The organism is Nocardioides sp. TF02-7, assembly GCF_022437945.1.
In the GTDB taxonomy this organism is placed as follows: Bacteria; Actinomycetota; Actinomycetes; order Propionibacteriales; family Nocardioidaceae; genus Nocardioides.
Map to the genome: position 1 here is coordinate 3,691,332 of NZ_CP092535.1, position 18,908 is coordinate 3,710,239.

Annotated in this window: 18 protein-coding genes and 3 pseudogenes; 9 read left to right on the forward strand and 12 right to left on the reverse strand. The window is 72.1% G+C overall.

The features are described from left to right. Window positions 1–1,224 (forward strand): M48 family metallopeptidase, encoded by a 1,224-nt coding sequence (locus MF408_RS19080; RefSeq protein WP_240248994.1) that lies wholly within the window; start codon window positions 1–3, stop codon window positions 1,222–1,224. Window positions 1,225–1,515: 291 nt separating this feature from the next. On the opposite strand, the gene MF408_RS19085 is transcribed toward MF408_RS19080, so the two are convergent. The 9 genes from MF408_RS19085 to MF408_RS19125 all read right to left on the reverse strand — a co-directional run bounded on the left by MF408_RS19085 (window position 1,516) and on the right by MF408_RS19125 (window position 12,487). Beyond that, window positions 1,516–1,698 (reverse strand): Flp family type IVb pilin, encoded by a 183-nt coding sequence (locus tag MF408_RS19085; protein ID WP_240248995.1) that lies wholly within the window; start codon window positions 1,696–1,698, stop codon window positions 1,516–1,518. A 166-nt stretch (window positions 1,699–1,864) separates the two neighbouring features. Further along, window positions 1,865–2,518 (reverse strand): response regulator transcription factor, encoded by a 654-nt coding sequence (locus MF408_RS19090; protein WP_240248996.1) that lies wholly within the window; start codon window positions 2,516–2,518, stop codon window positions 1,865–1,867. Continuing rightward, complete coding sequence (locus MF408_RS19095) at window positions 2,518–3,000, reverse strand: ATP-binding protein (RefSeq protein ID WP_240248997.1); 483 nt, start codon at window positions 2,998–3,000, stop codon at window positions 2,518–2,520. The genes MF408_RS19090 and MF408_RS19095 overlap by 1 nt, the downstream gene beginning before the upstream one ends. After that, window positions 2,976–4,079: a hypothetical protein gene (locus tag MF408_RS19100; protein WP_240248998.1), complete on the reverse strand. Its 1,104-nt coding sequence runs from the start codon at window positions 4,077–4,079 to the stop codon at window positions 2,976–2,978. Before MF408_RS19100 ends, MF408_RS19095 begins: the two co-directional genes overlap by 25 nt. A 13-nt stretch (window positions 4,080–4,092) precedes the next feature. Beyond that, window positions 4,093–5,016 (reverse strand): type II secretion system F family protein, encoded by a 924-nt coding sequence (locus tag MF408_RS19105; protein WP_240248999.1) that lies wholly within the window; start codon window positions 5,014–5,016, stop codon window positions 4,093–4,095. A 1-nt stretch (window position 5,017) separates the two neighbouring features. Further along, on the reverse strand, window positions 5,018–6,967 hold the full coding sequence (locus MF408_RS19110; RefSeq protein WP_240249000.1) for a type II secretion system F family protein: 1,950 nt from the start codon (window positions 6,965–6,967) through the stop codon (window positions 5,018–5,020). Next, entirely contained in the window at window positions 6,964–9,696 is a 2,733-nt protein-coding gene (locus tag MF408_RS19115) for an ATPase, T2SS/T4P/T4SS family (protein ID WP_240249001.1), read from the reverse strand. The genes MF408_RS19110 and MF408_RS19115 overlap by 4 nt, the downstream gene beginning before the upstream one ends. Before the next feature lie 58 nt (window positions 9,697–9,754). Next, on the reverse strand, window positions 9,755–10,510 hold the full coding sequence (gene cpaB / locus MF408_RS19120; RefSeq protein ID WP_240249002.1) for a Flp pilus assembly protein CpaB: 756 nt from the start codon (window positions 10,508–10,510) through the stop codon (window positions 9,755–9,757). Window positions 10,511–10,744: 234 nt separating this feature from the next. Then, window positions 10,745–12,487, reverse strand: coding sequence for an AMP-dependent synthetase/ligase (locus MF408_RS19125; RefSeq protein WP_240249003.1), 1,743 nt, complete (start codon window positions 12,485–12,487; stop codon window positions 10,745–10,747). Window positions 12,488–12,694: 207 nt separating this feature from the next. On the opposite strand from MF408_RS19125, the pseudogene MF408_RS19130 reads away from it, so the two are divergent. From MF408_RS19130 to MF408_RS19155, 7 genes and pseudogenes are all read left to right on the forward strand, one after another. After that, window positions 12,695–13,003: pseudogene (locus MF408_RS19130) on the forward strand (SRPBCC family protein); the annotation flags it as partial. Window positions 13,004–13,127: 124 nt separating this feature from the next. Then, a complete protein-coding gene (locus MF408_RS19135; protein WP_240249004.1) occupies window positions 13,128–14,207 on the forward strand; it encodes an ArsA family ATPase in 1,080 nt (359 codons plus the stop codon). Continuing rightward, window positions 14,132–14,356, forward strand: a complete 225-nt coding sequence (locus MF408_RS19140; RefSeq protein WP_240252051.1) for a hypothetical protein — start codon at window positions 14,132–14,134, stop codon at window positions 14,354–14,356. The genes MF408_RS19135 and MF408_RS19140 overlap by 76 nt, the downstream gene beginning before the upstream one ends. Beyond that, window positions 14,353–14,862: a hypothetical protein gene (locus MF408_RS19145; RefSeq protein ID WP_240249005.1), complete on the forward strand. Its 510-nt coding sequence runs from the start codon at window positions 14,353–14,355 to the stop codon at window positions 14,860–14,862. Before MF408_RS19140 ends, MF408_RS19145 begins: the two co-directional genes overlap by 4 nt. A 56-nt stretch (window positions 14,863–14,918) precedes the next feature. Continuing rightward, window positions 14,919–15,209, forward strand: a pseudogene (locus MF408_RS25880) (ROK family protein); the annotation flags it as partial. Between the two features lie 121 nt (window positions 15,210–15,330). Further along, window positions 15,331–15,804: an ROK family protein gene (locus MF408_RS25885; RefSeq protein ID WP_275693498.1), complete on the forward strand. Its 474-nt coding sequence runs from the start codon at window positions 15,331–15,333 to the stop codon at window positions 15,802–15,804. 65 nt (window positions 15,805–15,869) lie between these two features. Next, window positions 15,870–16,721, forward strand: a pseudogene (locus tag MF408_RS19155) (ROK family protein); the annotation flags it as partial. A 24-nt stretch (window positions 16,722–16,745) separates the two neighbouring features. On the opposite strand, the gene MF408_RS25890 reads toward MF408_RS19155, so the two are convergent. From MF408_RS25890 to MF408_RS19165, 3 genes are read right to left on the reverse strand one after another with little or no spacing between them, the layout of a single operon-like run. Then, window positions 16,746–16,868, reverse strand: coding sequence for a hypothetical protein (locus MF408_RS25890; protein WP_275693233.1), 123 nt, complete (start codon window positions 16,866–16,868; stop codon window positions 16,746–16,748). Beyond that, window positions 16,865–17,224: a hypothetical protein gene (locus tag MF408_RS19160; RefSeq protein ID WP_240249007.1), complete on the reverse strand. Its 360-nt coding sequence runs from the start codon at window positions 17,222–17,224 to the stop codon at window positions 16,865–16,867. Before MF408_RS19160 ends, MF408_RS25890 begins: the two co-directional genes overlap by 4 nt. A 23-nt stretch (window positions 17,225–17,247) precedes the next feature. Beyond that, the gene (locus tag MF408_RS19165; protein WP_240249008.1) at window positions 17,248–18,018 is read right to left on the reverse strand and encodes an alpha/beta fold hydrolase; all 771 of its coding nucleotides are present in this window, start codon (window positions 18,016–18,018) and stop codon (window positions 17,248–17,250) included. A gap of 130 nt (window positions 18,019–18,148) precedes the next feature. On the opposite strand from MF408_RS19165, the gene MF408_RS19170 reads away from it, so the two are divergent. Then, a complete protein-coding gene (locus MF408_RS19170) occupies window positions 18,149–18,871 on the forward strand; it encodes a lysophospholipid acyltransferase family protein (protein ID WP_240249009.1) in 723 nt (240 codons plus the stop codon). Window positions 18,872–18,908: the final 37 nt, after the last annotated feature.

Here is an 18,908-nt window from a genome sequence, read left to right on the forward strand (position 1 = left end):
GTGGTCGACCAGCAGCGTCGCGTCGCTCTCGGCACGACGATCATCGGCGCGGCCGCGTTCGTCGTCCTGGCCGCGTGGCTGGTGCCGTGGGACCCGGTGCCCGGCGGGGCGCCCACGCCGGCCGACGTCGACTCCGTGCTCACCGCCGAGCAGGTCGACCGGGCCGAGCACTTCTCGCGCTGGGCACGGGTCTGGAGCTGGAGCTCGCTCGCGGTCTCGTTGGCCGTAGCGTGCTGGCTGGGCTTCGGCCGGCGCGGGCGGCAGCTGGCCGGGCGGATGCGCGGGCCGTGGTGGCTGCGGGTGGCGCTGGTCGTCGCCGCCCTGGCGGTCATCGGGCGCGCGGCGACGCTGCCGATGGCCGTCGCCGCTCAGCAGCTGCGGCGCGACGCGGGCTTGAGCACCGCGAGCTGGTCGGGATGGGCCGGCGACCTCGTGAAGGGCGAGCTGGTCGGGATCGTCGTCACCTCGATCGGCGTCGTGGCGCTGGTCGGGATCGCGCGCCGGTGGCGACGTGCCTGGCCGGCGATCGCCGGGGCGCTGCTCGCCCTGCTGGTCGTGCTCGGGTCGTTCGTCTACCCGCTGCTGGTGGAGCCGCTCTTCAACTCGTTCACGCCGCTGCCCGACGGCTCCCTGCGCACGGGCGTGCTCCGGCTCGCCGAGGAGGAGGGCGTCGACGTCGACGAGGTGCTCGTGTCCGATGCTTCCCGCCGCACGACGACCATCAACGCCTACGTCTCGGGCTTCGGCGGCACCCGCCGGGTCGTCCTCTACGACACCCTCGTGGAGGACCTGCCGGAGGACCAGGCGCTGTCGGTCGTGGCCCACGAGCTCGCCCACGCGCGGCACGACGACGTGGTGATCGGCACGGTGCTGGGCGCCGCCGGCATGCTGGTCGGCGCGGGCCTGCTGGGGCTGCTGGCGGGAGCGGCGCGCCGCCGGGGGTGGCCCGACGTCACCGACGTCGGGGCGGTGCCGGCCGTGCTAGCGCTGGTCGCGCTGGCGACCGTGCTGTCGGCTCCGGTGCAGAACGGGATCAGCAGGCAGATCGAGACCCGCGCCGACGTGGTCGCGCTGGAGAGCACCGACGACCCGGAGGCGTTCGTCGGGCTGCAGCGGCGGCTTGCCGCCCGGTCGCTGTCCGACCCGACCCCGCCGCGGTGGTCGCAGTGGTGGTTCGGCAGCCACCCGACGGTGCTCGAGCGGGTCGGTCTGGCGCGCCGGTGAGATGTCTTAGAGGATTCCAGCGAGATCGGAGACGAAGCTCGCGAAGAAGGCGCTGACTGCACCACCGAACAGGAAGGCGGCGGTCGTCAGCATGATCGCGATGGAGATGACGAGGAGTCCGTACTCGGTCGCGGAGGCTCCTCGCTCACTACGGTGACGGTGTTGACCCGCGCCGGGTGCGGCCCAGGTCGAAGATCTGCGGCGGTCGACCATAAGACTCCTTCCCAAAATGCGCCGATGGCCGCGCGCCCAGCGGGCACGCGGCCATCGGAGTGCGATCTAGTTCGGTGGTTACCAGCCCTGGATCGTGGTGCCGAGCTCATTGAAGAACCCGTTCAGCTGCGTGCCGAACGCTCCGACGCCGACCGTGAGGATGATGGCGATCAGGGCGACGAGAAGGCCGTACTCGACGGCGGACGCACCGCGCTCGTCGTCGCGGCGGGCGTTGAGCAGGATCTGCAGGTACTGGATCATCGGAAGTGCTCCCTCATTCGTGTTGCTGTGTCCCCGGGGGAGTACTTCCCCGACAACGACAATCCTGCCGGGAACGGCGGCTCCACGGATCGGGAGTTCGACTCGACCGCGGTAGTCCTTTGTGACTATCGACTGGCGGCGGTGGTCGGGGCAGACGATGGCGTCGTCAGCGTGCTGACGGCTGGACCGTCGACAGCAGCCCGATCCGCATCGCGGTGACCAACGCCTGGGCACGGTTGGCGGCACCGAGCTTCTGGTAGATCCGGGCGATGTGCGACTTCGTGGTCGACTCCGACAGGTAGAGCTGCTTGCCGATCGCCGCGGCGTTGAGTCCTTCCGCCAGCAGCAGCAGCACGTCGTGCTCGCGGTCGGTCAGGGCCGAGGACTCGCCGCTTCGCCTGCGCATCATCGCGCCGACCAGGCCGGCGCAGACGAACGCCTGGGGGGAGACCGCGGCGTGTCGCGCGGTCTTGATCACCTCGGTCGCCGGCGCGTCCTTGCCGACGAATCCCGACGCACCGGCCTGCATCGCGGCGAAGATCTGGTCGTCGCCGGAGTGCATGGTCAGCACCACCAGACCGGTGGTGTCGCTCTGCTTGCGCACGGTGCGCACGATGTCGAGTCCGGTGCCGTCCTGGAGCTGGAGGTCGGCGACCACCACCCGGGGGCGGAGCCGCTCGAAGGCGGCGATCGCCTCCGCCACGCTGCCCGCGGTGCCGACCACGTCCATGTCGGGTTCGAGGTCGAGCACGGCGCCGAGCCCGCTGCGGATCAGCTCGTGGTCGTCGACCAGCAGGATGGAGATGGTGTCGTCGGTCATCAGTGCTCCTTGGTTCCGTTCTGCCCCGTTGCCGTACCGGTACCCCCTCCGGAGGCCCGCAGCACGACCGAGACCGTCAGCCCCCTGCTCGCATTGTCGCGCACTGTGAGCTGGGCGCCGATCAGCCGCGCCCGCTCACGCATGATCTTGAGCCCGTGTGAGTCGCTGCGGCCGACCTGCATGCCCACGCCGTCATCGGTGACCGTGATCCGAGCATCGGGGGCGTAGACCTGGCAGCGCACGTCGATCGCGGTCGCCCGGGCGTGCTTGACGGCGTTGTTGATCGCCTCCTGGGCGATCCGGAACAGCTCGGCCTCGACCTCCGGCCGCAACCGCGCCGGCTGCTCGTCGAGGCGCACCCGGATCGGGATGCCGGACGCCTCGGACAGGTGGCGCGCCACGGCGCTGATCGCCGCGCCGAGGCTCTCGTTCTCGCCGATGCTGGTGCGCAGGTTCATCACCGACTGCCGCACCTCCGCCACGACCTTGGTGACGCGGTCGCGGAGGAGCGCGAGCTGCTTGGCCTGGTGCTCGTCGGTCGGGCGGGCCGCCAGCGCGTCGACGAGGTAGCCGAGAGACGCGATGTCCTGGGCCACCCCGTCGTGCATCTCCCGGGCCAGCCGCTGGCGCTCGCCGGCCGTGGCGACGTCGCGGAAGTGGGGAGAAAGAGCAGCGCAGTGTCGAACTTGACCACGCTGGCTGCGAGCGCCTTCTTGAGCACGTCGAACGGGACGTCGTCGGCCGCCGAACCCTCCGGCAGGAGGCCCGCAACCACGGCGGCGTCGCCGACCGGAAGGGCGAAGCTACGCCCAGTGGTTACCGGGGCCGCCTGGGCCCAAGCGTCGGTGGCGATCTGCTCGCAGGCGTCGGTGTCCGCGCCGTCGAGGTCGGTGGTTGCAGCAACCGGGCTGAGAGCATCGCCTCGGGGCACGAACAGGGCAAGCGCCTGCGTCGGCAACCGATCACCGATCACGGCTAACACCTCGCCGCCGAGAGCGGGAACGTCGAGACCGGAGCTGAGGTTGTCGGACAGCTCGATCAGTTGCCGGATCAGGTGCTGCGCGTCACGGTAGGGCGCCAACGGGTCGAGCTCGATGTAGTCAGAGGCAAACGTCACGCCGGCGACGAGGCTGAGGCCGACCCCGGCCATCGACCAGGTGAAGATGCTCACGCCTTCCTGGCCCGTGATGTCCCCATGCCACATCAGCCCGAGGCTGACAATCGACACAACCTGGAAGGCGACCGTGCGCACCATCGTGCGGGTGCCGGCCACGGCAGTGGCGTAGAGGGGCGGGACCACGAGGGCGGCCAGAATCGCGTCGGAGGATTTCATGCCGATCGCGCAAACGATGCCGACCGCTGTCGCTTCGACAGCTGGCGACAAAGTGAGCTCGAGCTCACGGCGGGTAGCCGTCACGACCTGATAGGTCCACAAGACGGCGAGGACCAGCAGTGCAATCAGAGCATCGGTCTGCCGCAGGTACAGCGCAGGAGCACCGATCGCGATCAGCGCGAAGAGTCGCGCCGCTGCGACGACGGCAAACGCCTGGCTGCTGGGCATGCCGTCAATACTGTCAGCCGAAGCTCTTCATGATGCCGAGGACCGCCGGGCCCATCACGACCACCATCAGGCACGGCAGGATGCACACGATCAGCGGCACCATGATCTTCACGGGCACTTGCTGCGCCTTTGTCTCCGCATACTGGCGCCGCTTGACGCGCATCTCGCTTGACTGCACGCGGAGCACCTGACCGATCGAGATACCGAAGGCATCCGCCTGAACCATCGCTCCCACGAACGTTTTCAGGTCATCGACGTTCGTCCGCTCAGCGAGCGCCTTCAGGGACTCGGAACGGCCCTTGCCTAGCTGCATCTCTCGCAGAACCCGTGAGAACTCCTCGGCAAGTGGGCCGTCGGTGTTTCGTGCGACGTGCTGGACGGCGGCGTCGAAACCGAGACCCGCCTCGACACTGATCGTCAACAAGTCGACGGCATCGGCGAGAGTTCGCCGGATCTCCTCGGAGCGGTTGTAGGACCGTTGGTAGAGATAGAGATCAGGGCCGTAGAACCCGACAACCAAACCGCCGAGGGTGACCAACGCGACCACGCTCAGGCCGAAATCCATGACCAGGCCGTAGGACAGCGCCAACAAGGGCGACACGACCGCACCCAGCACCTTGAGCGAGACCACCCTGTCGACCGACCAGTCGCGGGGATTGCCGGCGAGGTCGAGCTTGTGGCGGATCCGCTCCGTCTTGTCAGCACCGGTGAACCGGCGACCGATGGCCAGGGCGCGCTCCTGAAGCGGTGCCAGAACCCGATCTGCGAAGGGCGGCTCCGTTTCGGCGAGAAGGTCGGTCGCGTCAGGGCGGGCGTTCAGATTCTCGAGAGCCTCGAGCGACCTGGTGAGTCCCGTCGCCGGCTCCTGCCGCCCTAAGGAGCGTCCGAGGAGGACGACTGCGGCGCCGATCAGAACTACGCCGAGGAACAGGGTCATCTCAGACCTCCACCTTCACCGTGCGACTCATCCAGAAAGCGCCGACACCGAGCCAGAGGAACCCACCGACCAGCATCAGGAGACCGAGTGGTTCGTTGAACAAGGGCATCACGAAGTCGCGGTTCGTCAGCAGCTGGAAGACGAGGAAGCCCGGGGGCAGCGCAGTCAGGATCACCGCCGACAACTTGCCCTCGGCCGCGAGAGCGTTGACCTGACGGCGAAGGTAGGCGCGTTCGCGCATGGTGCCGGCGACGGTCGTCAGGAGCTCGGCGAGGTTGCCCCCGACCTGGCGCTGAATGCGGATCGCCATGACGACCCAAGCGAAGTCCTTGCTTCCGAACCGCTCGGCAACGCCTTCGAAGGAGTCTTCGAGCGTCATGCCGATGCGGTTCTCCATGAGAACCCGCTTGAACTCGCCAGCGATCGGCTCCTGCCCTTCTCGGGTGATCGTGTCGACCGCCTGTGGCAGCGACAGTCCAGCGGAAAGGCTGCCCGCGATGAGTTGGAGGGTGTCCGGGAGCGCCGCATCGAACGCGTTGCGCCTTCTATTCGCCTTGAACCAGAGGTAGGTCCTCGGGACGAACAGACCGCAGACGAGGAAGAGCACGGCCACGAGAAGGCTTCCGCGGCCGACAAGGAGGCCAAGGACCGTGATGACCACAACGATGGCGACGTGGACGAGCAGCCACTCGGACGGCTGAGCGGGCTGCCGGCCGCAGCCAGCCGCACGGCCAGCTTGTCCTCCAAGCCCTTGTTGCGCTCCAACACCCCGGCCGCGGCGGCCTTTGCCTGGTCCAGCACCGGATCGGCTGCCGGCTTGGAGGTGTCCTTGGCCGGGACATCGGCGCGGCTGTAGGCCGACACCCGGTCGGCGATGCTCATCGGCTTGGGCTTGCCCGGCACCAGGAGGACGGCGACGGTCAGCAGGCCGAGGGCGAAGACGGCGATGCCGGCGTAGAGCACCCAGGGAGGGCACGTGCCGGCCCTCGTCGGCGAGCGCCGGTGCGGCCACCGGAGCCGTCGTCTCGGCGGGCGCGTCCTGGATGCGGGCGAAGGCGCGGGCGACCAGGTCGCCGGTCGGCGACGGGAGGGTGACCTCGACGGTGGCCTCGCTCGCGGCGAAGCCGGCCGGCAGGGGGGAGCGGTGACCAGCACCTGGTCGGCCAGCTCCTCGGCCTCGGACTCGAAGGCCGCGGCGAGGTCGTCGCCGGTGGCCTCGATGACCCGGCCCCTGGCCGGCGTCGGCCAGCTCCTCCAGGGCGGCCGCGGCACGGCGGGGTCCTCGCTCGTCTAGCGACACGACGTCGACGAGCGCCGCGGCGTCCTCGATGGCCGCGGTCACGTCGTCGAGCGCGGTCACGTCACCGGTGTCGGCGCCGTCGGAGAGCACGAGCACGGTGCGTTGGCCGTCGTCGCCGGCCAGGTCGAGCGACGCCAGGAGGCCGTCGTAGAGCAGGGTGCCGCGGTCGAGCGTGAGGCCCTCGACGACGACCTCGGCGGCACCGCGGTCGGTGGTGGGGTCCAGCGCGGTCGTGACACCGCCGTCGAAGGTGACGATGCCGACCGCCACGTCGGCCGGCACCGTGGCGAGGAAGGTGAGCGCGGCGGCCTTTGCGGCGTCGAACCGCCCGCGGCGCGCCATCGAGTCGCTGGTGTCGATCGCGAGGATCGTCGTCCGCTGCACCGAGGTGTCGGTGCCGGCGTGCTCGGCCGTGGCGTCGAGGTCGTCGCCGTCGAGGGTGGCGGTGACGCCGTCGAGGTCGACCTCGGCTCCGGCCGGGACGCTGACGAGCACCCGCAGGCCCTCGCCGGTCGACTCGACGTGGGCGATCGTGGGGTCCTCGGCCCACGCGGCCGAGGGGAGGAGCAGCACGACGAGGACGGACACGAGGCCGGCGAGCACGGCGGCCGCCAGCCGGACCGCCGTGACCGGGGTGGGGCGCGCGGTCACAGCCGGTCCAGCCGGAACAGCATCGGGTCGACGGTGACGTTGGAATGGGCCAGCTTCTCCACGAACTTCGGGCGCAGGCCGGTCGACCGGAGCCGGCCGAGGACCCGGCCGTTCTCGTCGAAGCCTGCCGAGTTGTCGAAGACGAAGACGTCCTGCAGCGTGATCACGTCGCCCTCCATCCGCTCCACCTCGGTGATGTGGGTGATCCGGCGGGAGCCGTCCTTGAAGCGGGTCTGGTGCACGACCAGGTCGACCGCGGAGGCGACCTGCTCGCGGATCGCGCGCACCGGCAGGTCCATCCCGGCCATCAGCACCATGGTCTCCATCCGGGCGAGGGTGTCGCGCGGGCTGTTGGAGTGCAGCGTCGTGATCGACCCGTCGTGACCGGTGTTCATCGCCTGCAGCATGTCCAGCGCCGAGGCGTCGCGGACCTCGCCGACGACGATCCGGTCGGGCCGCATGCGGAGCGTGTTCTTCACCAGGTCGCGGATGGTGACCGCACCCTTGCCCTCGATGTTGGCCGGGCGCGACTCGAGGCGGACGACGTGCTCCTGGTGGAGCTGCAGCTCGGCGGCGTCCTCGATGGTCACGATGCGCTCGTCGGACGGGATGAACGACGACAGCACGTTGAGCGTGGTCGTCTTGCCGGAGCCGGTGCTGCCCGAGACGATGATGTTGAGCCGGCCGCGCACGCACGCGTCGAGGAAGTCGGCCGTCTGCCGGGTCAGCGAGCCGAAGTTGATGAGGTCGTCGACCGTGAGCGGGTCGGCGGAGAACTTCCGGATCGTCAGCGCCGAGCCGTCGATGGCCAGCGGCGGGACGATCGCGTTGACCCGGCTGCCGTCGGGGAGCCGCGCGTCGACCATCGGGCTCGACTCGTCGACGCGACGGCCGATCCGCGACACGATCTTGTCGATCGTGCGCCGGAGGTGGGCCTCGTCGGCGAAGTGGGCCCCGGCCTTCACCAGCCGGCCGCCCTTCTCCAGCCAGACGTTGTCGTGGCCGTTGACCATCACCTCGGAGACCTCGGGGTCACGCAGGTAGGGGTCGATCGGCCCGTACCCGAGGATGTCGTCGCTGATCTCCTGGGTGACACGCGTCCGGTCGCTCTTGCTGAGCGGGCGGTCCTGCGCCCCCAGCACCTCGGCCAGGACGGTGCGGACCTGCTGGTCGAGGTCGTCCTGGGCCATGTCGGAGTCGTAGAGACGCGGGCCCAGCTGCTGGAGCAGCTCGGCGTGGACGCTCGTCTTGAGCTCCTCGATCCGGTCGGACTCCTGGTGCGCGAGGGCGCGGCGCTGCGGAGACCGGGTGTCGGCCGCCGCGGCCTTCGCGGCCCGGGCGGCCAGCGGCCCGGGGGGCAGACGACGCGGGGGGACGCCGCCGGCGCTGCGGCGGACGCGGGCGGGGCAGCAGGCGCCGCGGCGGCGGCCGGGGTCTCCGGGCTGTCCGGGGGGCGTCGCCGGGGCGGCGGCGGTGATCTCCGCCAGCAGCGCGGCTTCCGGGTCGGTCGGCGGCGCGCGCCTCCTGCGGGTCCGGCGCACCGGCGTGCCGGCCCTCGGCCGCCCGGCGGGCGGCGGCGAGCCGCTCGGAGAGGCTCGACATGTCAGCTCCTTCCGCGCCGGAACAGGCCGCGCCCACGTGAGCCTGCCTCGGGCTGGTCGACGGCCGCCGCGGCGAGCGGCTCCCCCGGTCACGGCTGACGCGAGCTCGAGGAAGGCGCGGCTGGCGGGGTGGGTCGGGCGCTCGGTCACGATCGGGGTGCCGGCGTTGGTCGCAGCGGCGATGTCCATCGCGGTCTGCACCTGCGCGGCGACCGGCATCGCCAGGATGCTCTCCACCTTGTCGACGCTGATGCCGACCGCGTCGTCCGCACGGTTGAGGAGCAGGTGACGGTGGCCGCGGGCGATGTTGAGCATGTCCATCGTCTCGAGCGCGACCTTGACGTTCTTGAGCGTCGGCACGTCGAGGGTGGCGATGACCACGCACTCGTCGGTCTCGTCGAGGGCGGTGAGCGTCGCGTCGTCGAACGACGGCGAGGTGTCGACGACGACGTAGTCGAAGCCGTCGCGCAGGGCCCGGAGGATGCGGGAGATCAGCAGCGGGGTGACCCGCTCGCGGACGTCGGGGTGGGCCGGAGCGGCCAGCACGCTGAGCGAGTCCTGGTGGCGGGTGAGGAGGCCCTCGATCATGGCCAGGTCGACGGAGTCCTCGGAGCCGACCGCCTGCTCGATCGAGTGGGTCGGGAAGAGCTGCATGGTGATCGCGACGTCGCCGAACGCGAGGTCGAGGTCGACCAGGCAGACCTTGCGGGCGCCCTTGTCGGCCAGCGCGAGGGCGAGGTTGACCGAGGCGGTCGTCTTGCCGACGCCGCCCTTGGGGGAGAAGACGGTCACGATGCGGCCCATCTGCCGCGCCCCGCCGGGGCCCCGCAGCGCCTGGTGCAGCTGGTGGGCCCGCTCGACGGCCTTGGTGAGTCCCTTCTCGTCGTCGGTCGTCACGACGTCGCGGACGCCCGCCTGCATGGCGCGCGTCAGCAGGTCGGTGTCGAACTGGTCGCGGACCAGGACCACGCTCACCGTGGGCTTGGTGATCCGCAGGTCCTCGGCGCAGGACAGCGCGACCTCGACCGGCACCGACGGGCCCAGCGCGACGGCGTACTCGTCGGTGCGCTGATCGAGCCAGACGTACATCCGGTCGGCGGCCGCGACGGCGTGGGAGCCCGCGGGCATCGCCCGGAGGAGGGACTCGACGGCCCCTGCCGTCGGCCTCGACGAGAACGGGCATCGGTCAGTCCCCTTGCTTGAGGAGGTTGTCCTTGGTGACGCCCTTGTCGACGTCGACCTCGCTGGCGTGGTTGAGCAGCGCCGCGGTGAGCTCGCCGTCCTTCTCGGCGAACCGCACCTGCTGGGCCTGCCGCTGGCTGACGGCGATCGTCAGCAGCTGCTGGATCTGCCGCTCGTCGCCGGCCGCGGCGTCCTCGGAGGACCCGTCGTCGCCCTGGAGGGCGGTGGTGCTGCCGGCAGCGAGGACCGTCACGCGCGGGAGGAGGGTCTGGGTCAGCACCGGCTCGCCGGTGCTCCGGTCGATGTCGGTGAAGATGACCGCCACCTCTGCGCCGGGGCTCAGGAACTTGCCGACCCGGCCGTCGTCGTTGACGAGGATCGAGATCGCGATCTTGCCCTCGGGGATGGGGAGGGTCGCCGCGGCCTCGACGTCGAACGCACCGCCGAACTTCAGTGGCACCAGCTGCTCGTTGGGGTAGATCGTGGTGAGTGCGAGCTTGCCGTCGAAGGGGTCGGTCTGGTCGCCGGCACCGTCGAGGAGCTGGCCCTCGGCGACGGCGGCCTTGTCGACCTTGCCGCTGGCGAGCGCGTCCTCGAAGCTCTCGCCCGGCTCGATCGTCTGGGTCGCGACCAGGACCTCCCGGGTGTCGAACTGCTCCGCGGCGCGGGCGTCCGCGCCCCGCGCGTAGACGAAGACCAGCGCCACGCCGAGAGCCGCGATCACCGCGGCGACGACGAGCAGCAACCTACGACGGTCCATCAGAGCCTCCCGCTCCCATGCCGGCGCACGACTCCCTGTCGTGCGCCCGCGCTCAAACGCTTGGGGCTGTCGCCGGACCTCTCCCGGCCGCGACCAGCGACTGCGAATCTAGCCGTCGGAGGACCCCAAGCGTTATCGAAAGTGCAAACAGGATCCGAACGTCAACGGGTCCTAGTCACTTCGGGCTAGCGGGGGTCTCCGAAGGGTCCGACCGGGCCCCTCGCCAACGCCTTCTCAGAGCTCGTAGAGGGCCTCGACCGCCTCGCGGCACTCCCGCAGGACGACGTTGCGCTTGAGCTTGAGGCTCGGGGTGAGCTGCCCGCCCTCCTCGGTCCAGTCGTGGGGGAGGATCGTGAACTTCCGGATCGACTCGGCCTTCGACACCGCCTGGTTGGCGTCGTCGACGGCCTTCTGCACCTCCTGCCGGAGGTCGGGGTCGTCGGTCAGGTCGGCGATCGCGCCGGTCTTGCCGTGCTGCTCGGCCCAGGCGGGGAACGCCTCCGGGTCGATCGTCACCAGCGCCGCGATGAACGGCTGGCCGTCGCCCACGACCAGGCACTGGCTGACCAGCGCGTGCGCGCGGACCCGGTCCTCGAGGACGGCGGGCGCGACGTTCTTGCCGCCGGCCGTGACAAGGATCTCCTTCTTCCGGCCGGTGATCCGCACGAACCCCTCGTCGTCGACCTCGCCGACGTCGCCGCTGTGGAGCCAGCCGTCGGCGTCGATCACCTCGGCGGTCGCCTCGGGGTTGTTCCAGTAGCCGGTGAAGACCTGGCCGCCCCGGAAGAGCAGCTCGCCGTCGTCGCTCACCCGCACCGAGGTGCCGGGCAGCGGGCGGCCGACGGTGCCGACCTTCTGCGCGTCCGGCAGGTTGACCGTCAGCGCGGCGGTCGTCTCGGTGAGCCCGTAGCCCTCGAGCACGCACAGGCCGATCCCGCGGTAGAAGTGGCCGAGCCGCTCGCCGAGGGGCGCGCCGCCCGACACCGCGAACTGGCAGGCGCCACCGAGGGCCGCTCGGAGCTTGCTGTAGACGAGCCGCGAGAAGACGGCGTGCTGCGCGCGGACGCGCAGCGGAACCCGACCGGTGTCGAGGCCCCGCGAGTACGCGATCGCCACATCGGCGGCCCGGTCGAAGATCCGGCCCTTCCCGTCGGCCGTGGCGTTCTGCGACGCGGTGTTGAACACCTTCTCGAAGACCCGCGGCACCGCGAGGATGAACGTCGGCCGGAACGTCTGCAGCTGCGGCAGCAGGTTCTTGATGTCGGCGCTGTGGCCGAGCCGGGTGCGGGACTTCACGCAGCCGACCTGGATGATCCGCGCGAAGACGTGCGCCAGCGGCAGGAAGAGGAGTGTGGAGGCGTCGTCGGCGTCGAACAGCCGGTGCAGCTCGGCCACCGCGACGCCCAGCTCGGTCTCGAAGTTGCCGTGGGTGAGCATGCAGCCTTTGGGGCGGCCGGTCGTGCCGGAGGTGTAGATGAGCGTCGCCAGGTCGTCGGGCCCGGCCGTCGTACGCCGCTGCTCGAGGTCGTCGTCGGGGACGTCGCCGCCGAGCCGGGTGAGGACGTCGAGGGCGTTGTCGGCGAACGACCAGACGTGGTGCAGGTCCGGCAGCCCCTTCCGCACCGCGGTGACCTTGGCGACGTGGCCGCCGTCCTCGGCGAAGACGCCCTTCGCGCCGGAGTCGCCGAGGATCCAGGCGATCTGCTCCTCCGAGGAGCTCTCGTAGATCGGCACGCTCACCGCACCCGCGAACCAGGTCGCGTAGTCGACCAGCGTCCACTCGTAGCGGGTGCGGGAGACGATCGCGACCCGGTCGCCCGGCTCGATGCCGCACGCGACGAGGCCCTTGGCCACCGTCCGCACCTGCGCCAGGAACTCCGCCGCGGTGACGTCCTCCCATCCCGCGGCGTCGCCCTCGGTCCCGTCCGGACGGCTGAAGACGACGGCGTCCGGCGCCTCCGCGGCGTTGCGGACCACGTCGTCGGTGAGGTTCCCGGTGGTCGGGATCTCGACCGTCGGGGGAGTGGAAGTACTCGCGCAAGGTCTTCCTCCTGCGGTCCGGCGTCGAGGTGGGCCGGAGCGCAGGTTACCGCCGGGTCGGGGCCGGGACGCATCCGGTAGCCTGCCGCCATGGCCGAGCAGACGTCCTCGTCGATCGTCGTCGACGCCCCGGCGGCCGACGTGATGGCCGTCATCGCCGACTTCGCGGCCTACCCCGAGTGGGCCAAGGGCGTCCGGGTCGCCGACGTCGTCGAGTCCTACGACGGAGCCGACCCGTCGGCGCGCGGCCGCGCCCGCCAGGTGTTCTTCGCGCTCGACGTGTCGCCGATCAAGGACGAGTACACCCTCGCCTACGAGTGGGACGGCGACCGCGAGGTCACCTGGACCCTGGTCGAGGGCAAGATGCTCCGCTCGCTCGACGGCGCCTACACGCTGCGGGAGACCGCGCCGGGCACCACCGAGGTGATCTACCGGCTCGCCCTCGACGTCTCGATCCCGCTGATCGGCATGCTCAAGCGCAAGGGCGAGAAGATCCTCATCGACACCGCGCTCAAGGGGGCTGAAGAAGCGCGTCGAGACCGGCGCCTGACCCACCCCCCGGCACCAGGAGCCCGCCGTGCGGATCGTGCTGTTCACCGGCAAGGGCGGCGTCGGGAAGTCGACCGTCGCCGCCGGCACCGCTGCGCTGGCCGCCGCGCGCGGCCTGCGGACGCTGGTGCTGTCGACCGACGCGGCGCACTCGCTGGCCGACGCCTACGGCGCCGACGGTGTGGGCGCGGGAGCACGGGTCGGGCAGGCGCACGCCGAGCCGACCGAGGTCCGCGACCACCTCTTCGTCCAGCAGGTCGACGCCCAGCTGCGGTTCGAGCAGTCCTGGGCCGACGTCCAGCGCTACCTGCTGTCGGTGCTCGACGCGGTCGGGATGGACCCCGTCGCCGCCGAGGAGATGACCGTCGTCCCCGGGGCCGAGGAGGTGCTGGCGCTGCTCGAGCTGCGGCACCAGGCCCGGTCCGGCCGGTGGGACGCAATCGTGGTCGACTGCGCCCCGACAGCGGAGACCCTCCGCCTGCTCGCGCTGCCGGAGGCGCTCGGCTGGTACATGGAGCGGCTGCTGCCCATCCAGCGCCGGCTGGTGGGGGCGCTGCGCCCCGTGCTCAACCGGGCCGCGGGCGTGCCGATGCCCGGCGACTCCGTCTTCGAGGCGGTCACGCGGCTGCACGGGGAGCTCGACGAGGTGCAGGAGCTGCTCGCCGGCCCGGAGGCCTCGGTGCGGGTGGTGCTGACCCCGGAGAGCGTGGTGCTCGCCGAGGCGCGGCGCGCCTACACGAGCCTCTCCCTGTTCGGCTACCGGGTCGACGGCGTCGTCGCCAACCGCGTGTTCCCGGCGGGCCCGGGCGACGACTGGCGGCAGGGATGGGTAGCCGCGCAGCGGACGGTGCTCGAGGAGGTGGAGCAGTCGTTCGCCGGGCTGCCGGTCTGGCGGTCGGAGTACCAGCCGGTCGAGCCGGTCGGCGTGGAGGCACTGGCGGCCCTCGCCGAGGAGCTGTACGGCGCGCACGACCCGCTCGCGGTCCCGGAGGGCGACGGACCGTTCCGTGTGGACCGCACCGGCGAGGGGCGGTGCTGCACCTGGCGCTGCCGTTCGTCACCCGGTCGGACGTCGACCTCGCGCGCAACGGCGACGAGCTGGTGGTGACCGTCGGGTCCGCGCGGCGGCTGCTCACCCTCCCGGCGAGCCTCGCCCGGCTCCGCGTGGTGGGCGCCCGTGTCGACGGCGGCGAGCTGCGGGTACGGTTCCGCGAGCCGGAACCGGTGACCGCAGCGACCAGAGAGGGGGCGGGATGACCGAGCCGCACGACCCGCCCGACCACTCCGACCGCTCCGACCGCCTGGACGTCGGCTCGGTCGGCGAGGAGGCCGTGAAGCTGTTCGGCGCGCTTGCCGATCTCGCCCGCCAGCACGGCTCCGAGGTCGGCACCGGCCTCGGCGGGCTCGCCGGGCACGCCGCGTCGTTCGCCCAGCAGGTCGACGAGCACGTCGCGACCGACAGCGACGAGTGCCGCTACTGCCCGGTCTGCCGGGTGGTGCACGCCGTACGGACGACGTCGCCGGAGGTGCGGACCCACCTGAGGACCGCCGCGTCGGCGCTGGTGCAGGCCGCCGCCGGCCTGCTCGAGACGGTGCCGCCGCCCGGGGCCGGCGACGCCCGGCGCGGCGCCGGGGTGGAGCACATCGACCTCGACGGCGCCGACGACCCGACGGTGACCGATCGCTCGGGCGGTCCTGGCAGCCCTGGCCGCAGCGAGGGCTTCGACGATCTCGGGACCGAGGAGGAGGACGGGGACCCGTGACCGAGTCACTGACCTGTGGCATCGACATCGGCGGCACCAAGATCGCGGGAGCGGTCGTGGACGAGTCCGGCGAGATCCGCGCGGAGTCGCGCGTCGAGTCGCCGGCGACCGATCCCGACGCCATCGAGCAGGCCGTCGCCCGCCTCGTGGGCGAGCTCGGCGCCACCACGCCCGTCGCGGCGGTCGGCGTCGGCGCAGCGGGCTACATCGCCGCCGACCGGTCGACGGTGCTGTTCGCCCCCAACATCGCGTGGCGCGACGAGCCGCTCGGCGCCGACCTCGGCCGGCTCCTCGACCTGCCGGTCGTCGTCGAGAACGACGCCAACGCCGCAGCGTGGGGGGAGTTCCGCCACGGCGCCGGCCGCGACGTCGACGACCAGCTGATGGTCACCGTCGGCACCGGCGTCGGGGGGCGGCATCATCGTCGACGGCCGGCTGCTGCGCGGCGGCTTCGGCTGCGGCGCGGAGATCGGCCACCTGTGCCTCGTTCCCGACGGGCGGCTGTGCGGCTGCGGCAACTACGGCTGCCTGGAGCAGTACGGCTCCGGGTCGGCGCTCGTGCGGTCGGCCCGGGAGGCCGCCGCCGGCTCGACGCTCGCCCGCGACCTGCTGGAGCGGGCCGGCGGCGACGTCGCAGGCATCACGGGGCCGCTCATCACCGAGGCGGCCCAGGACGGCGACAAGTTCGCGGTCGAGCAGCTCGAGCAGCTGGGGGAGTGGCTCGGCCAGGGCATCGCCTCGCTCGTCGCCGTGCTCGACCCGGCGGTCATCGTGATCGGCGGCGGCGTCAGCGCGGCCGGCGACCTCCTGGTCGACCCGGTGCGCGACTCCTTCCAGCGGCACCTCACCGGCCGCGGCCACCGCCCCGAGGCGGAGGTCCGGCTCGCCGAGCTCGGCAACCGCGCCGGCGTGATCGGCGCCGCCGACCTGGCCCGCAGCTGATGCACGTCGGCGTCGACGTCGGCGGCACGAAGGTCCTCGCCGTCCGGCTGGCCGACCAGCCCGCGGCGGACGGACAGGTCGTCGTCGCCGCGTCGGCCCAGGTCCCGATGCCCGGGCGCGACGCCCCCGACGCCGCCGTGGAGGCAGCGGTCGCGAAGGCCGTCCACGAGGCCACCGACGGCCGGACGCCGACCGCCGTCGGCCTGTCGTCGGCCGGCCTAGTCGACCGCGACGGAGAGCGCGTGCGATTCGCCGCGCACCTGCCGTGGCGCGACGCGCCCGTCCGGTCCCGGGTCGAGGAGCTCGTCGGCGCGCCGGTGAGCCTCGACAACGACGCCAACTGCGCGGCCCTCGCCGAGGTCACCGCCGGCGCCGCCCGCGGTGCCTCCTCGGCCGTGCTGGTCACGGTCGGCACCGGGATCGGCGGCGCCCTGGTGATCGACGGCCGGGTGGTCCGCGGCGCCAACGGGATGGCCGGCGAGTTCGGCCACATGCAGGTCGTGCCCGACGGGTTGCCGTGCGAGTGCGGGCTGCGCGGCTGCTGGGAGCAGTACGCGAGCGGCCGCGCCCTCGAGCGGGTGATGCGGGTGTCGCTGGGGTCCCACCTCGACGGTCCGGAGGTCGCGGCCAGCGCCCGCGGCGGCGACCCCCTCGCGCGCCAGGCGTTCGCGTCGGTGGGCACGTGGCTGGGCGTCGGCGTGGCCGGCCTGGTGTCGGCGTTCGACCCGGCGGTCGTCGTCATCGGCGGCGGCGTCTCCGCCGTGGGCGATCTCCTCCTCGAGCCGGCCCGGCGCTGCCTGCTCGACGCGCTCCAGGGCGCCGAGCACCGGCAGGTCCCGCCGCTGGTGCCGACCCGGTTCGGGCCGGAGGCGAGCGCCGTGGGCGCGGCTTTGCTCGCGCGCGACGGGCGCGGCTAGCCGGCAGAGGGGCGCCCGCGGGCGCTAGAGCACCGCTCCGTCGTCCCACGGGTCCCGCGGCGAGCCGGGCAGCCGGACGACCAGGTAGAGGAACCCGCCGACGAAGGCGGCGGCGAGCAGCAGGCCCGCCCACGACGGGATGCTCACGCCGGCCGCGACCAGCACGACGACGAGCGCCGGCACACCCAGGACACCGAGCCACGCCAGCAGCCGGTCGGTCGGCGGGCGGGGGGATCGGGGGGTGGCGTCGGCGGCACGAACTGCTCGTCGGGCGGCACCTGGTCCGCCGGGTCGGTGTCGCCACCGCGCGTCCCGCCCGCCCCGTCGGGGCCGTCGGAGACGTCGGCGCCGCCGCTCCCGGCGTACGACGGCCGCCCGGTCGAGGCCGCCGGGGCGTCCGGTCCGTCGTCCTCGGGCCCGAGGACCGCACGCTCGCCGAAGTTCTCGACGATCCGCTGCCACTCGCGCTCGTGGGCGAGTGCCTCGTCGTCGTCGCGGGCCATGGCCCCAGGCTACGCCGGGGTGGTCACACCGCGGCGACCCGAGCGACGAACTCCGCCGACCGCTCGAAGATCGTCGGGGCGTCGTTGTCGAGGGTCGCGACGTGGTAGGAGTCGGGGAGCGGGACCACGGTGACGTCGGTGGAGGAGACCCGCTCGAGGACGAGCGGCTGGGACGCGTCGTCGACGACGTGGTCGACCGCGGAGCGGAAGTAGATCAGCGGCGCCTTCACCTGAGGGAGGTCGGCCACCAGCGGCCGCCACGCCTGGATCAGCGAGTGGATCGCCTTGAGGGGCGTGCGGGTGTAGCCGTGCTCCTGGACGCCGGCCTTCTTGATGTCGTTGGCGATGCCCGGGAACGACGGCACCAGGTGCTTCAGCACCGGCAGCGCCCTGACGTCGAGCCGCTTCGTCGCCACCGCCGGGTTGACGAGCATCACGCCGGCGACGTCGTCGGAGCGGTCGGCGGCCAGCCGCAGCACCAGCGCGCCCCCCATCGACAGCCCGCCCACGACGACGGCGTCGTGCTCGGCCCACATCTCGTCGAACACCTCGTTGAGGGCGGCGTACCAGTCCGGCCAGCGCTTGGTGTTGAGGTCCTGCCAGGAGGTCGCGTGGCCGGGCAGCAGCGGCACCCGCACGCCGTAGCCGAGCTCGGCCAGGTGCCGACCCCACGGCCGGATCGAGACCGGCGACCCGGTGAAGCCGTGGCTCAGCAGCACGCCGACCCGGCGTCCGCCGGTCAGCTCGGGACGCGCGGCGACGGCGAGGGGCTCGGACTCGGGCAGGTGGGCCATGGCCGCGATTGTGCACCAGTGTCCGACCTGACCGGTCAGGCACTACGCTTCGGTCAGCCGGCCCAGGGCGTCCGCCCGGCGGACCGGCGGAGGGTGTGTCCGCGACGGTCTCGGGGAGAGGTGCGGTGGGTTGTTCTACTGGTTCCTGAAGTTCATCGCGCTCGGGCCGCTCCTCCGGCTGGTCTTCCGGCCGCGCGCCGAGGGCGTCGAGAACGTCCCGGCCGAGGGCCCGGCGATCCTGGCGAGCAACCACCTGTCCTACGCCGACTGGCTGTTCATGCCGCTGGTGATCCCGCGCAAGGTCAGCTTCGTCGCCAAGGCGGAGTACTTCACCAGCCCCGGGATCAAGGGCTGGCTGCAGAAGACGTTCTTCAGCGGCACCGGCAACATCCCGATCGACCGGTCCGGCGCCGACGCCGCCGCGGGCGCGTTGCTGTCGGCCAAGCGGGTGCTCGGCGCCGGTGAGCTGTTCGGCATCTACCCCGAGGGCACCCGGTCGCACGACGGGCGTCTCTACCGCGGCAAGACCGGCATCGCCCGGCTGGCCCTGGAGACAGGGGTGCCGGTCGTGCCGGTCGCCGTCGTCGGCACCGACGTGGTGGCGCCGCCGGGCAAGAAGTTCGGGCGCTACACCCGGCCGCTCGTCCGGTTCGGCGAGCCGCTGGACTTCAGCCGCTACGCGGGGATGGAGAACGACCGGTTCATCCTGCGGTCGATCACCGACGAGATCATGTACGAGATCATGCGGCTCTCCGGGCAGGAGTACGTCGACGTCTACGCCAACCGGGCCAAGGAGGACGCCAAGCGCGGCGACTCCGGCAAGGGCGACGAGCAGCGCCGGCTGGCGTCCTGACCCTCCGCCCGATGGCCGGTACGGCGACCCGGGCCGC

Bases quoted from the DNA above. Each gene is read 5' to 3' on its own strand.
- MF408_RS19085 (WP_240248995.1), bottom strand. From the start codon at position 1,698: ATGATCCAGTACCTGCAGATCCTGCTCAACGCCCGCCGCGACGACGAG.
- MF408_RS19090 (WP_240248996.1), bottom strand. From the start codon at position 2,518: ATGACCGACGACACCATCTCCATCCTGCTGGTCGACGACCACGAGCTG.
- MF408_RS19100 (WP_240248998.1), bottom strand. From the start codon at position 4,079: ATGCCCAGCAGCCAGGCGTTTGCCGTCGTCGCAGCGGCGCGACTCTTC.
- MF408_RS19105 (WP_240248999.1), bottom strand. From the start codon at position 5,016: ATGACCCTGTTCCTCGGCGTAGTTCTGATCGGCGCCGCAGTCGTCCTC.
- MF408_RS19115 (WP_240249001.1), bottom strand. From the start codon at position 9,696: ATGCCCGCGGGCTCCCACGCCGTCGCGGCCGCCGACCGGATGTACGTC.
- cpaB (WP_240249002.1), bottom strand. From the start codon at position 10,510: ATGGACCGTCGTAGGTTGCTGCTCGTCGTCGCCGCGGTGATCGCGGCT.
- MF408_RS19145 (WP_240249005.1), top strand. From the start codon at position 14,353: ATGACCGAGCCGCACGACCCGCCCGACCACTCCGACCGCTCCGACCGC.
- MF408_RS19160 (WP_240249007.1), bottom strand. From the start codon at position 17,224: ATGGCCCGCGACGACGACGAGGCACTCGCCCACGAGCGCGAGTGGCAG.
- MF408_RS19165 (WP_240249008.1), bottom strand. From the start codon at position 18,018: ATGGCCCACCTGCCCGAGTCCGAGCCCCTCGCCGTCGCCGCGCGTCCC.